The sequence below is a fragment of the Nocardia sp. NPDC003979 genome (genome assembly GCF_053605015.1).
In genome coordinates, this window is record NZ_JBSGIJ010000016.1 from 44,990 (window position 1) to 57,825 (window position 12,836).

A 12,836-nucleotide genomic window follows, 5' to 3' on the forward strand; every position below is an offset into this window, starting at 1 on the left:
ATGGCGCCGAAGCTGCCCGAGACCCCGGCTGTGCTCGTTGTGCGGCGTGCGGTGCGGGAGTGGGTCCTCGCCCGCGGTGGGCGGGGGCCGGTCGTTGTCGCGTTGTCCGGGGGCGCCGATTCGCTGGCGTTGGTCGCGGCCGCCGTGGTCGAGACCGGGCCGGTGACCGCGGTGATCGTGGATCACCGGCTGCAGGACGGATCGGCCGAGGTTGCCCGGCGGGCCGCCGACCAGGCGGTGGCGCTCGGGTGCGCGCAGGCCAGGGTCGTCGCGGTCGAGGTGGGGCGTGCGGGGGGGATGGAGGCGGCCGCGCGCACCGCTCGGTACGCGGCACTGGAATCTGTGCGGGACGGGCGCCCGGTGTTGCTCGGGCACACCCTCGACGATCAGGCCGAGACCGTGTTGCTCGGGTTGGCGCGCGGGTCGGGCGGCCGGTCCATTCAGGGGATGGCGGCGTGGAACGAGCCGTGGGGGCGGCCGTTGCTCGGGGTGCGGCGGGCCCAGACGGAGCAGGTGTGTGCCGACCTGGGGATCGAGGCTTGGCGCGATCCACACAACGACGACCCGGCCTACACGCGGGTGCGGGTGCGCAACGAGGTGCTGCCGCTGCTCGAGGACGTGCTCGGCGGGGGTGCGGCGCAGGCGTTGGCCCGCACCGCCGACCAGCTGCGCGCCGACGGTGCTGTCCTCGACGACCTCGCGCGCGAACTCCTGAACGCCGCCCGAATGCCTGTCGGTCGACCCCGAGCTGTGCTCGGCGAGACCCGGCCGCCGACCGCCGAAGGGTCGTCGTCGGCTCGGCCCGCTGGTGGCGTCGGCGAGATCGGTGGGCCGACGATCCACGAGGGGGCAGAGGCCGGACCCGGCAGTGGCGCCGACGACACCGATCGGCCCGCCCTCGCGATCGAGATTCTGGCCACTGCACCGGCGGCCCTGCGTCGCCGGGCGGTTCGCGCCTGGCTGACCGAACAGGGCGTCGGCGGCCTGATGAACGCCCACTTACAAGCGATCGACGAGCTGGTGAGCGGCTGGCGTGGCCAGGGTGGGGTGGCGATCGGGGGCGGGAGCAGGGCCCACCGGTTGGTCGTGGTGCGCGAACATGGCACGCTGACCGTGCGCGCCCAGCCGCGTTTCGATGCCACATAATGGATCGGTCGAGCCGGGACCGACACCACGAAGGGATACCCACTTCCGTGTACGGAGACGACATCGCGTCGGTGCTGATCACCGAAGACGAGATCAAGGCAAAGATCGAAGAGCTCGCCGAACTCGTCGCCAAGCGATACCCGCCGGATTCTCCCGAAGGCGACCTGCTGCTGATCTGCGTCCTCAAGGGCGCGATCTTCTTCGTGACCGACTTCGCCAGGGCCCTGCCCATCCCCACCCAGCTCGAATTCATGGCCGTGTCGTCCTACGGGTCGTCCACCTCGTCCTCGGGCGTCGTGCGCATCATGAAGGACCTGGACAAGGACATCGCGGGCCGCAACGTCCTCATCGTCGAGGACATCATCGACTCGGGCCTGACCCTGTCGTGGCTCAAGCGCAATCTGGCCACCCGCAACCCGGCCTCGCTGGAGGTGGTGACCCTGCTGCGCAAGCCCGACGCCTTACGCACCCCCGTCGACGTGGCCCACGTGGGCTTCGACATCCCCAACGAGTTCGTCGTCGGCTACGGCCTCGACTACGCCGAGCGCTACCGCGACCTGCCCTACATCGGCACCCTGAACCCCGCCGTCTACTCCTGAGCCGAGCCCACGCGCAGGAGCGCGCGGATATCGGTCTCGATCACCCGGAACACCAGCAGCGCCCCGACGAAACCGAGCACCCCGCCCGCGCACACCGTGCGCAGCGGGGTGAGCGTCGCGAGCAGGTCGTCGACCGGCAGGAACGTCGCGCCCGCGATGGTGAGCAGCGGAATCGACGCGGCCACCACCAGGTACCGGTGGCAGCGGGCGCGCAGGCCCGACAGCGCCGCGTGGTCGGCGCGCAGGTCTTGGCCGTGGTGCAGGAGCAGGGGATACACGCAGCGCACCAGGTACAGGGTGATGAGGAAGAACGGGTAGGTCATCGCGACCGCGGCGCACAGGCAGGCGACCAGCAGCAGGTGGATCGCGGTGCGCATCGGCGGGTCGTCGACCAGGTTCAACGTGATCGCCAGCCCGGCCGAGCCCGCGATCCACAGGACGAAGGCCACGGCCACGGCCCAGTCGGCCAGGCGCAGGCAATCGCGGCCGGTGCGCGCGAGCACGGCCGGCTCGCATGGTCTGCCCGCGCGCAGTCGGCGGGGCACGGTGAGCAGCCGTCTGCCCAGATAGATCATGGTGGCGGCGCCCGCGGTGAAGAAGACCGCGTTCATGGTGATCGCGTAGGTCCGCCGGATGGGTTGGACCGCGGGGTCGAGTCCGTGGAGCAGGGACATGTTGAGTCCCCGGTTGTAGTAGGACGCCAGCAGATTCGGGACGAGGATCGCCAGCGCGAGAACGAGAAAAAGATACGGCTGCAAGCGGTTTCGCCAGCTGCGCGGTGGGGGGTCGACGAGTTCGCGGGCGTGTGGGTCGAGGCAGAGGTCGAATTGCGCGACCAGGAGGTCGGCGTCCGACCAGCGGTTCTCGCGTTCGGGCGACAGGCAGGTGAGCAGAATCCGGCGTAACGCGGCCGGGCAATCGGCGGGCAGTTCGCCGACCACCGCACCGTGACGGCGGTCGAGCATCGCGGCCGGATCGTCGTTGTCGCCGTCGAAAGGCTTTGTCCCCGAGAGCAGTTCCCAGAGCAACACCCCGAGGGAGAAGATGTCGGCGCGGGTGTCGAGGTCGGCGGGATCGCGCCCGAAGTAGCAGGCTTCGAGCTGCTCGGGCGACATGTAGGCCGGCGAGCCACCGAAGTAGGACGCGGCGGACACCTCGGTGGCCGAGCGGCTGAAACTGATGTTGAAATCGGCCAGCTTGGGCACGCCTTCGGCGCTGAGCAGCACGTTGGCAGGCTTCACGTCGCGATGCAGCACGCCACGTGCGGCGGCGTAGCTCAGCGCGGCCGCGAGTCTGCTGCCCAGCCACGCGACGGTCTCGGGCCAGGTCAGTGCGGTGATCTCGCCGCGCACCGCCGAGTCGGCCGGGCGGATCTCACCCTTTTCCTCCATGGCCGCGTCGACGGCGTCGAGCAGCAGGGCGCTGGTGCGTTCGGCCGGTGGGGTGGCGCGCACCCAGCGCAGCACACCGAGCAGGGTGCCGCCGGGCAGGAACTGCATGTACAGCAGGCGAAGCGGGGTCGAGCCGTCGATGACCTGCTGGTCGAAGACGCGCACGATGTAGTCGTGGTCGAGTTGGGCAAGCGTCTGCGGTTCGGTGCCGCTGTCGGCGGACACCTTCACCGCGACCAACCGCTGCATCGACCGCTGCCTGGCCAGGAACACCCGCGCGAACGCGCCCGCGCCCAGTTCGGTGAGCAATTCGAAATCACCGAGCCGTGTGCCCACCTCGATCCGGTCGAGCGCACGGCAATCGGCCGGATGCATGGTCGCGCTGTGGACAGGCGAGGGCCGGGTCGCCTCCGCGGTGCGGGTGGAGCTCACTGCCGGGCATACGCACGCGGGGGCGTGATGGTTCAGCCGACCACCCGTTCCAGGGCCCGCAGGTCGGACTCGAGTGCGCGGAACAGCAGGTAAGAGCCGATGAAGGCGATGATGCCGCCCACGCACAGCACCCGGACCGCGACGATCACCGAGGGGATGTCGGCGGGCGGCAGGAAGGTCAGCCCGGCCACCGCGAGCAGCGGCACCGAGGCGGCCACGGCCAGGTACCAGGTGCACCGGCGGCTCAACCCGCGCAGCCATGCACTGTCGTCGGCGCTGATCTCACCGTGGCGCAGGAACACCGGGTAGAGGCAGCGGATCAGGTAGAACGTGACGAGGAAGAACGGGTAGGCCACCGCGACAGCCCCGCAGACCAGCAGCGATGCGAGGAAGTGCACCACCGCCCGCCCGGGCACATTGCCGGTGGCCAGTTGCAGCGCGATGGGGAAGGTGACCCCGGCCAGCGCCCACAGGGAGAAGGCGACGACCACGGCTCGGTCGCCGAAGCGCACGGTGTCGTGTCTGGCCCGGCGCAGGGTGGCCGGGTCGTAGCGTCTGCCCTTGCGTAACCCGCCGGGCACACCCAACAGGAAACGGGCCAGATAGATCAGCAGCGCCGCGCCCGCGGGGAAGAACACCAGGTTCACCCCGGCCGTGATGATGATGAACGTCTGCTGCGCCGTCTCGCCGAGCCGGCTCACCACCAGCGTCTGATTGTGCTGGATGTTGTACCAGGAGGCGAGGGCGTTGGGGATGCCGATGGCCAGCACCAGAACCAGCAGCGGCCAGCGCCGCAACCGGATCCGCCAGCTGTTCGGCGGTGGGTCGACCAGGTCGCGAGCGCGTTCGTCCAGGCAGAGGTCGAACTGTTTGGCCAGCGTCGCGCCGTCGGCCCAGCGGCCCGCCCGATCGGGCGACAGACAGGTGAGCAGGACGCGGCGCAGCGCCGACGGACAGTTCGGCGGCACCCGCTCCATCGCGGCCGGGTCGACGCCGGAACTGCGCCGCTCGAGCATGGCCTCGAGGGTGGTCTCGTCGCCTCGGCCCTCGGCTTCGGCGGTGGAGTCGTCGAACGGTTTCGCCCCGGTGAGCAACTCCCACAGCACCACGCCGAGCGAGTAGATGTCGGCGCGAGTGTCGAGGTCGGCGGCGCTGCGGCCGCGCCCGGGATGACAGGCCTCCAGCTGCTCCGGCGACATGTACGACAGCGACCCACCGAAGTAGGCGACCGGACTGGTGCCCTCGACCGACCGGCTGAAACTGATGTTGAAATCGGCCAGCTTTGGCACGCCCTCGGCGGTGAGCAGCACATTCGCCGGTTTCACGTCGCGGTGCAGCACACCGTGCGCGGCGGCGTAGTCGAGCGCCTCGGCCAGCCTGCGCCCCAACCAGGCGACGGTTTCGGGCCAGCTCAGGGCGGCGATCTCGGCGCGCACACTGGAATCGGTCGGGCGGATCTCGCCCTTCTCCTCCATCGCCGCGTCGACCGCCTCGAGCAGCAGTTTGCCGCTCCGCTCGGCGGGCGCGGTCGCGCGAACCCAGCGCAACAGGCCCAGCAGCGTGCCGCCCGGCAGGAACTGCATGTACAGCAGCCGCAACCGGCGCGCGCCGGTGGGCTCGGGATCCGCGTCGAGCAACTGCTGATCGAACACGCGGACGATGTAGTCGTGGTCGAGCTGGGCGAGCGTCTGCGGTTCCGTGCCGCGATCGGCGGAGATCTTCACCGCGACCAGCCGCTGCATGGACCGCTGACGCGCCAGGAACACCCGCGCGAACGCACCCGTCCCCAGTCCGGTGAGCAACTCGAAGTCGCCGATTCGCTGACCGATCTCGATCCGGTCGAGCGCGACGAACGCACCGGGCACCGAATCGGGTGCCGTGGCGGCCGAGGTCGCTGTCGCGGCCGCGGTCGCTGTCGCGGTGAGATCGAAGTTCGGCACCTGAGTACTACGGGTCTGCTCGGGTGGCTGGTTCACCGTCGCGTCGGGGTCGACGGCGCGGTGGGTGCTCTGGTCGAGGTCGTCGGCGTTGAGCAGGGCGCGCAGGCTGGGGGCCTGGTGCGGGTACTCGCGCAGGCAGTCGCGCGGGTCGACCCGTTCACCGCTGTGCCTGCGGATCACGAACTCCTCGAAGACCAACCCGGCGGGCAGTGCCTCGGGCTCGAGTTCCGGAAACTCCGCGCAGTACTCGGCGAGCCGCTTGCGGGCGACGGTTTCGGCGGCGTGATGCAACCACCGCTGACGCAGGTCCACCCGGATCAACTCGTGCAACGCCTGCCTGCGCAACGTGCGCGCATCGGGGAGGAATTCGGCGATATCGGGCGGTTCGCCGTCGACCGTGCCCCAGGCGGCGGCGAATGCCTCGACCATGTCGGCGCGCACGTTGAGATACCGACCGGTACTCGCGTCGGGTTGTTCACCGCTTGCGGTGCTATCACTCATCAGCCGACCTAAGGTTCGCGCGGATCGGTACGAATTTCCTTCCGCCACACCCGACGTCATGGTGCCCCGAGCCGTACCCGAAATGATAACTTGCGCCTGGAGAGCTGATCACCCGATTTTCGACGACCATGCGACGGGGGCGAATCCGCACATGCACGATGACCTCACAGCGGTAGCATGGGAGTCCGTCGACGACGACGGCGTGACGGACGCTGAGGTGGCGATGAACTCCTCCCACCAACCCGCCGACGACTTCCCGATCGGCGGCCCGGCCGCAGCCCTGGCCGCGCGGGTGCGAGCGGGCACGATCACGCCCGCCGACGCCGTCGCCGACGCGCTCACCCGCATCTCGTCGGAGAACCACAAGATCAACGCCTTCACCGTCGTGCGCTCCGAGCAGGCGCGCGCGGAGGCACTCGAACTCACCGCGCGACCCGACCTGGACGAGCTGCCGCTGGCCGGGGTTCCGGTCGCGGTGAAGCAGAACATCGCCGTCGCGGGGGAGCCGACCACGGCCGGTTCGGCCGCCACGTCCGCCGCGGCGGAACCGGCCGATCACCCGGTGGTCGCCAGATTGCGGGCGGCGGGCGCGATCGTCGTCGGACTGACCGCGATGCCCGAGCTCGGCCTGTGGGCCAACACCGACGCCGACGGGCGCGTCACCCGCAACCCGCGCGATGTGGGCCGCACGCCGGGTGGTTCCTCCGGCGGCGCGGCAGCGGCCGTCGCGGCAGGCCTGGTCCCCATCGCGCACGGCAACGACGGGCTCGGCTCGATCCGGGTGCCCGCCGCCGCTTGCGGTGTCTTCGGCATCAAACCAGGTCGTGACGTGGTCCCCGCCGGGATCGGCGCCGACTCCTGGTCGGGCATGGCCGAGAACGGCATCCTCGCGACCACCGTCTCCGACGCCGCCCTCGCCCTCTCGGTCCTGGCCGACCGCAGCGATCTGGCCGACCTACGGCCGCCGCAGCGACTACGTATCGGACTGGCCGTGGCTCCGCCGTCGCGACTGGTCCGGGTTGATCGGCACTGGACGGCGGCGGCGCGCACCGCGGGTGCGCGCGCGGCAGCGGCCGGGCACCTCGTGGAGCCCGTCGAACTGCCCTACGGCGACGCGGCACTGGCGATGCTGCTTCGCTGGCCCACAGCGGGATTGGCCGACGCGGAGCGACTGGCCGACCCCGAGCGGCTCCAACCACGCACCCGCAGGCACCTGGCCCTCGGCCGACTCATCCGCCGCCTGCGCCTGGTCCGGCCGAGCCAGGCCGACCGGGCCGAAGCCAGGCTGCTCGACTTCTTCGAGAACTTCGACGTGGTGATCACCCCGACGCTGGCCGCCCCGCCGCCCAAGGCGCGGCAGTGGAGCAGGCGCGGTTGGGCCGCCAATGTCGCGTCCTCGGTGCGCTACGCACCCTTCACCGGCGTGTGGAATCTGGTCGGCTGGCCTGCCGCGTCACTGCCGATGGGCATCCATCCCGAGACGCACACCCCGCTCGCCGCGCAATTGGCAGGCCCACCCGGCACCGAGTCGACCCTGCTCGGCCTGGCCGCCCAACTCGAACTGACGAACTAGACCGCGATCGGCTGCGGTGCCTGCGCGGGCTCGGAGAAACCACCGTCGACAGCGCGACCGGCGAATTCCAGAATCGTCGGACGGGTGTCGTCGGCGCGCCAGGCGACGGCCAGCTCGCACGGCGAAAGACCGGCGACCGGCCGCGCGGTGAGACCGGGCCAGCGGTACATCGGCACATTGTTCTCGGCCAGCAGGCACACACCGAGGCCTAGGCTTACGGCCTCGAGCTTGTCCTCGGGGGTGGCGGCTTCGGCGCCGATCTTGGCCGTGCGGCCACCGCGCGCATCGTTGCCGAGCCAGAAATCGCGTACCGCACCTGCTTCGGTGGGCAGCGCGATGAACGGCTCGTCGAGCAGATCGGCGAAGTCGATGGTCTCCTGCTCGGCCAGTGCGTGGTTGTCGGGCAGCAGTACCCAGCGCGGCTCGGTGCGCAGCACCTGCCAGCGGTAGCGGTTGGGGTCGGGCAGCGGCAGCCACACCAGGGCCAGGTCGGCCTGGCGGCCCGCGAGGCCGCTCGACGGGTCGTTCCAGGACGCCGCGTGCAGTGCCAGGCGGTGTCCGCTCGCGCTTTCCAGATCGTTGAGCAGGCCGCGACCGAGCGCGGACTGGATGCCGACGCGCAGCACCTCGCCTGCTTCCTGGAGGGACACGTTGGTCACCTCCCACAGCTCGAGGATCTTGCGGGCGCCCTCGAGCAGTTCCTTACCGGCGACGGTGAGGGCGACGCTGCGCTGATTGCGGTCGAACAGGACCACGTCGAGTTGGCGTTCGAGCTGGCGGATCTGGCGGGAAAGCGTCGGCTGGGCGATATGCAGCCGCTGAGCGGCGTTGGTGAAATGCAGTTCCTCAGCGACGGCGACGAAATACCGCAGATCGCGCAAATGCGGGTCCATAGCACCTTGCTATCAGAATCGGTCGGGAAAATCTAGCCAAAACGGGCAGAGAAGTTCGCGAAAGCGGGTCAAAACAGTCACCAGGTCGGTATCTCACAGCATATGGCCTGGCATGGTGCATCGCACCACCGAGTCCGATCGAATTTCGCCGACGATCGATGTGAGCGGCCTCATCGCGACACCTGGGCGTTTGACCAGGGCAAATGCGTTGCTTTTCACAGCGGGATCGGTGCTTCGAGCGCTGTCGCGGGGCCTTGCAGCGGCGCGCTGACCACGCAGAACCGACAAATTGGTGACATTGATCACAATCAGGTTTGCGGAACCTACTTGCCGCCCTTGAGTCGCCACACCTTGGCCAGGTCCACTCGCCGCAGCCCACGCGCACCGGCCAAGCGCATCGCCGCCACCGCCACGACGAGTTTGTTCATGTCGTAGGGGAACCAGAACAATTCCTTGGTCATGGTCGGCAGCTTCGGCGCCGTGATCGCCTGGGCACGGCAGTACTTGCGAATCCCGGCCGCGCCGCCCCAGCGCGCGCCGACGCCCGACTTGCCCCAGCCGCCCATCGGCATGGCGAAATTGAACAGGTTGGCGAACACGTCGTTGATGTTCACCGCGCCCGCGTTCAGCCGCCGCGCCACGCGTTCGCCACGCGCCTTGTCGCCGGTCCACACCGATGCCGACAGGCCGTAGATCGAATCGTTGGCGAGCCGCACCGCCTCGTCCTCGTCGGCCACCTTCATCACCGGAAGGGTCGGACCGAAGGTCTCCTCGGCGACACACGACATCGAATGATCAACGTCCACAAGCACTGTCGGCTCGAAGAAGGTGCCGACGCCGGTCGGTTTACCGCCGGTGGTCACCCGTGCGCCGGCCGCGACGGCCTCGTTCACGTGACGTTCCACGATGCGCAACTGGTTCTCGTTGGCCAGTGCGCCGACGTCGTTGCGGGACTCACGGTCGTCGGCGCCTTGGCGCAGCGCGGCGACGGCCGCCGTCAGTTTCTCGACGAACTCGTCGTAGACCGGTGCCTCGACATACACCCGCTCCACCGAAATACACACCTGACCGGCGTTGAACATGCCGCCGAAGGCGATGCCGTGCGCCGCGCGGTCCAGGTCGGCGTCGGCCAGGACGATCGCCGGGTCCTTGCCGCCGAGCTCGAGGCTGTAAGGCACCATGCGGTCGGCGCAGGCCTGCGCGATCTTGCGACCGGTCGCGGTGGAACCGGTGAACTGGACGTAGTCGGCGTTGTCGACCACGGCCGCTCCGGTCGCGCCCGCGCCGGTCACCACCTTGAATACCGGCGGCGCGCCGATCTCGGCCCAGCCGCGCGCCAGCTCGACCGCGGACAACGGTGTCACCTCGGACGGCTTGAGAATCACGGCGGCACCGGCGGCCAGCGCGGGGAACACGTCGATCGCGGGCATCGCGAGCGGGAAGTTCCACGGCGTGATGACACCGACCACCTGATACGGCCGGTAGGTGACGGTGAGGGCCTTGACCCTGGCCAGCGGGCTGTGCGGCGACGGGTGATCGTCGCCGAGGAACTTGGCGGCACGGCGCGCGTAATAGCCGGCCAGATCGACGGCGAAGGCCGGGTCGATCAGCGCGTCGACGCGCGGTTTGGCGGTCTCGGACTGCAGCACGTCGGCCAGGTGTTCGGTGTTGTCGATCAACCAGTCCTGCAGCTTCAGCAGCCACTCCTTGCGCCCGTTCGGCCCGATGGCCTCCCATTCGGGCTGGTAGAGGCGCAGTTCGCGGACAGCGGCCGCGACGTCGTCCGGGTCGGTGACGGGCACCGTTCCCACGGATTCGCCCGTTGCCGGATTGCGGACGTCGATCACCTGGTCGATGTGTGTCACGGTTGTGCTCCCCACTGCGTTGTGTGAATCACAACCAGCCTGGCACGGTCGTGCCCGTACGTCACGGGTTATCGGCGCACCGGTTCCCCGGTGCGCGCGAATCGTCCTCGTCTATCCGGTCTCGGACACCTCGGCATCGCGTGCCGCGATCCGGCGCAACGGTGGTTCCGTCGGCGGCGGCACGCGGCGATCGGGGAGTTCGGCGAGCAGGGTGGTCGTGGCCGCGGCGATAGCGGCCACGGCCTTGTCGACCGCGGGTTTGGTGGTGCTGCTCAGCCCGGAGATGCCGCCGACTTTGCGCACATATTGCAAGGCGGCAGCGTAGATCTCCTGCTCGGTGGCGGCAGGCTCCAGACCACGCAAGACGGTGATATTTCTACACATGACAGAACAATAGACCTGTGGGGCACATCACTGCAGGACAAGAAGACCACTAGACTCGGCCGCATGCCTGCTCGGGGAGTACCAGCGCTGACCACTTTTCCCTACCCGGAACTCGACGAGCGCGAGGAAGACCACTGGTCGGGGGCGGGCGTCAGTGACGACGAGCTGCGCGCTCTGGCACTGGGTGCCTTCTATTCGACCCGCTGGGACGCCTTCCACGACGCCATGCTGCTCGGTCCCGAACGCGAACACCCCCTCGGTGACCGGCGTGAACTCGCCATCGACACGCTCACCGGCGCATGGGGGATCACCGATGGCAACGAGGCGCGCGCCTCGATGGAACAGCTCCTCGAAGGCATGCACGCACCCCTGTACGCGTTGGTGCATCCGCTGGTGATGGCGTCCGTCAATGCCAGTGAACGCGACCGCTTCGGCGAACGCGCCGACCGCCACCGCGCCTTCCTACGCCAGGTCGGTTCGTTCCGCGGGATGGACAACCCGGAGGCGCTGGTCCGTGACTACGACATCTGGGCCCAGGCCATCAAGATCGGTTTCACCGAACACCTGGCCCGCCCACTGCCCAACGACATCCACGCCTGGGACCTGGCGCGCGTGGTCGCGGTGGCGCGGATGGCGTTCACGGCCGGGTATCTCGAGGCCGACGTGGCGTGGGAGTACGTCATGCGCGCATTGCCGCCCGCCCAGCGCCGCTACCGCAACTGGCGTCAGTTCGGCGACGCCTATCTAGCGGGCTGGACGTATTGGCAGGCCACCGAGGATCTCGCCGAACTCAAGAACGGCGGCGTCGACCGGCGGATGGAACTGCTGCGGCTGTGGACCCGCCCGACCAGCCCCTGGCGGCGCATCGAACTCAACGAGTCCGAACCCAAGACCGAGGCGCCGGCCGAAGAACCCAGCTGACCGAGTCACAGGCTGCGTAGGATTCCGCGGCCGTAGCGCTGGAACTGGGTGTCGTCGACCATGCCGAGCGAGTGCCGCTCCACCAGCAGCTCCCATTCGCTGTAGAGCTGGGTGACGCCGGGATCGGCCGGCCCGGGCGCGCCGTCGGCCGCCTGCCTGCGCACGGCGAAGTTCACCGCACAGGTCACGCGTTCGATGTCGGCCCGATCGACACCCGCGAAATGCAGGGTGCGATTGCCGTCGCTGACATCCATCCCCGAGCCGCCGTGCCTGGTGTCGACCTCGCCGGGCGCCGCATGACTCTCGACGGTCCTGGCGCCCAGAATCGCGGGAACGGGTAGTTCGTGGGCATAACGATCGCCGCCGATGCCGATGAACAGCAGCCGGTCGGTGGTCGCCGCGAGCAGCCCGGGCCCCGAGCCCGCGGGCGGCGAGGCGATGGCGATCGCGGTCTCGAGTACGTATTCGTCGGAGGTGACGTACCGGTGCAGCGCGTTGATCGCCGAGCGGGCGTCCTTGCGCGGCGCCATCCGGCGCACGGCGCGGTCCACATCGGCGCGGACCGGCCCGGACTTGCCCCACTCGGGAGCGGGCGGGGTGAGATCGGGCGCGGCGATATCGATGCGCTGGGTGGCCATGATCTGGTCGTTGATCCGGTCGACGATGCCGAGTGCGGTCGGTACGTCGTGTTCGGCGATCAGCACCGGAAGCGGGGTGCGGTCGGCGGGCACACCGGTGAGCACGGCGGTGGGATAACGCAGGTAGATCTCGATCACCACCGCGTCGTCGGCGCGGCGGTTCAGCCGGACTTTGAGCAGGTCGGCGATGGGAACGTCGAGTACCCGTTCGCCGTCGGTACCCGGCCGCAGGACGGTGAGCCGCCCCTCGCCGTGGCGCAGAATCGCTGTGGGTGTTCGTAGCTCGACGATGTCCGTACCCCCTGCGCTGTAGTTGTGTCCTCGCCCACGATAAGACGGGCATGACATGATTGTGGCCACTTGCAACAACCCGGACGGGGTACTCGGGAACCTCTCCCGTTCCCCGGCCGTTTACCAGTGCAGCTGCACCAGCAGCCGAACTGCGCGATGTATCGACTAGACCGTACGCGGTAACGTGGCATGTCCGCATCCGAATCCCGCCGATCTCGACAGCTTCGCTAGGCACACCCCGGAGAAATAACCGGAAAGGACT

General features: G+C 69.2%; 10 protein-coding genes. 4 read left to right on the forward strand and 6 right to left on the reverse strand.

The genetic code is table 11. The features are described 5' to 3' along the window. Together tilS and hpt are read left to right on the forward strand one after the other, a co-directional pair. Positions 1-1,146, forward strand: a complete 1,146-nt coding sequence (gene tilS / locus ACWEVR_RS26530; protein ID WP_452469215.1) for a tRNA lysidine(34) synthetase TilS — start codon at positions 1-3, stop codon at positions 1,144-1,146. Positions 1,147-1,193: 47 nt separating this feature from the next. Then, positions 1,194-1,745, forward strand: a complete 552-nt coding sequence (hpt, locus tag ACWEVR_RS26535) for a hypoxanthine phosphoribosyltransferase (RefSeq protein WP_067495798.1) — start codon at positions 1,194-1,196, stop codon at positions 1,743-1,745. On the opposite strand, the gene ACWEVR_RS26540 is transcribed toward hpt, so the two are convergent. Both ACWEVR_RS26540 and ACWEVR_RS26545 read right to left on the reverse strand, forming a co-directional pair. Further along, entirely contained in the window at positions 1,736-3,511 is a 1,776-nt protein-coding gene (locus ACWEVR_RS26540) for a serine/threonine-protein kinase (RefSeq protein ID WP_452469163.1), read from the reverse strand. The two genes, hpt and ACWEVR_RS26540, sit on opposite strands and share 10 nt — an antisense overlap. 89 nt (positions 3,512-3,600) lie before the next feature. Beyond that, positions 3,601-6,009, reverse strand: coding sequence for a protein kinase domain-containing protein (locus ACWEVR_RS26545; protein WP_452469164.1), 2,409 nt, complete (start codon positions 6,007-6,009; stop codon positions 3,601-3,603). A gap of 223 nt (positions 6,010-6,232) precedes the next feature. Here ACWEVR_RS26545 and ACWEVR_RS26550 point away from each other — a divergent pair, with 223 nt between their 5' ends. Beyond that, positions 6,233-7,582, forward strand: a complete 1,350-nt coding sequence (locus ACWEVR_RS26550) for an amidase (RefSeq protein ID WP_452469216.1) — start codon at positions 6,233-6,235, stop codon at positions 7,580-7,582. Here ACWEVR_RS26550 and ACWEVR_RS26555 read toward each other — a convergent pair. From ACWEVR_RS26555 to ACWEVR_RS26565, 3 genes are all read right to left on the reverse strand, one after another. Continuing rightward, positions 7,579-8,475, reverse strand: a complete 897-nt coding sequence (locus tag ACWEVR_RS26555; protein ID WP_452469165.1) for a LysR family transcriptional regulator — start codon at positions 8,473-8,475, stop codon at positions 7,579-7,581. The two genes, ACWEVR_RS26550 and ACWEVR_RS26555, sit on opposite strands and share 4 nt — an antisense overlap. A 323-nt stretch (positions 8,476-8,798) precedes the next feature. Then, on the reverse strand, positions 8,799-10,340 hold the full coding sequence (locus ACWEVR_RS26560; protein WP_452469166.1) for an aldehyde dehydrogenase family protein: 1,542 nt from the start codon (positions 10,338-10,340) through the stop codon (positions 8,799-8,801). Between the two features lie 111 nt (positions 10,341-10,451). Further along, the gene (locus tag ACWEVR_RS26565; protein WP_067495790.1) at positions 10,452-10,724 is read right to left on the reverse strand and encodes a DUF2277 domain-containing protein; all 273 of its coding nucleotides are present in this window, start codon (positions 10,722-10,724) and stop codon (positions 10,452-10,454) included. Between the two features lie 63 nt (positions 10,725-10,787). Here ACWEVR_RS26565 and ACWEVR_RS26570 point away from each other — a divergent pair, with 63 nt between their 5' ends. Next, entirely contained in the window at positions 10,788-11,645 is an 858-nt protein-coding gene (locus ACWEVR_RS26570; protein WP_067495788.1) for a DUF1266 domain-containing protein, read from the forward strand. Between the two features lie 5 nt (positions 11,646-11,650). Here ACWEVR_RS26570 and ACWEVR_RS26575 read toward each other — a convergent pair whose 3' ends face one another. Next, entirely contained in the window at positions 11,651-12,631 is a 981-nt protein-coding gene (locus tag ACWEVR_RS26575; RefSeq protein ID WP_452469167.1) for a hypothetical protein, read from the reverse strand. Positions 12,632-12,836: the final 205 nt, after the last annotated feature.

Coding starts and splice junctions, on each gene's coding strand:
- ACWEVR_RS26570 (WP_067495788.1), top strand. CDS start 10,788: ATGCCTGCTCGGGGAGTACCAGCGCTGACCACTTTTCCCTACCCGGAA.
- ACWEVR_RS26550 (WP_452469216.1), top strand. CDS start 6,233: ATGAACTCCTCCCACCAACCCGCCGACGACTTCCCGATCGGCGGCCCG.
- ACWEVR_RS26565 (WP_067495790.1), bottom strand. CDS start 10,724: ATGTGTAGAAATATCACCGTCTTGCGTGGTCTGGAGCCTGCCGCCACC.
- tilS (WP_452469215.1), top strand. CDS start 1: ATGGCGCCGAAGCTGCCCGAGACCCCGGCTGTGCTCGTTGTGCGGCGT.
- ACWEVR_RS26545 (WP_452469164.1), bottom strand. CDS start 6,009: ATGAGTGATAGCACCGCAAGCGGTGAACAACCCGACGCGAGTACCGGT.
- ACWEVR_RS26540 (WP_452469163.1), bottom strand. CDS start 3,511: ATGCATCCGGCCGATTGCCGTGCGCTCGACCGGATCGAGGTGGGCACA.
- ACWEVR_RS26575 (WP_452469167.1), bottom strand. CDS start 12,631: ATGTCATGCCCGTCTTATCGTGGGCGAGGACACAACTACAGCGCAGGG.
- ACWEVR_RS26555 (WP_452469165.1), bottom strand. CDS start 8,475: ATGGACCCGCATTTGCGCGATCTGCGGTATTTCGTCGCCGTCGCTGAG.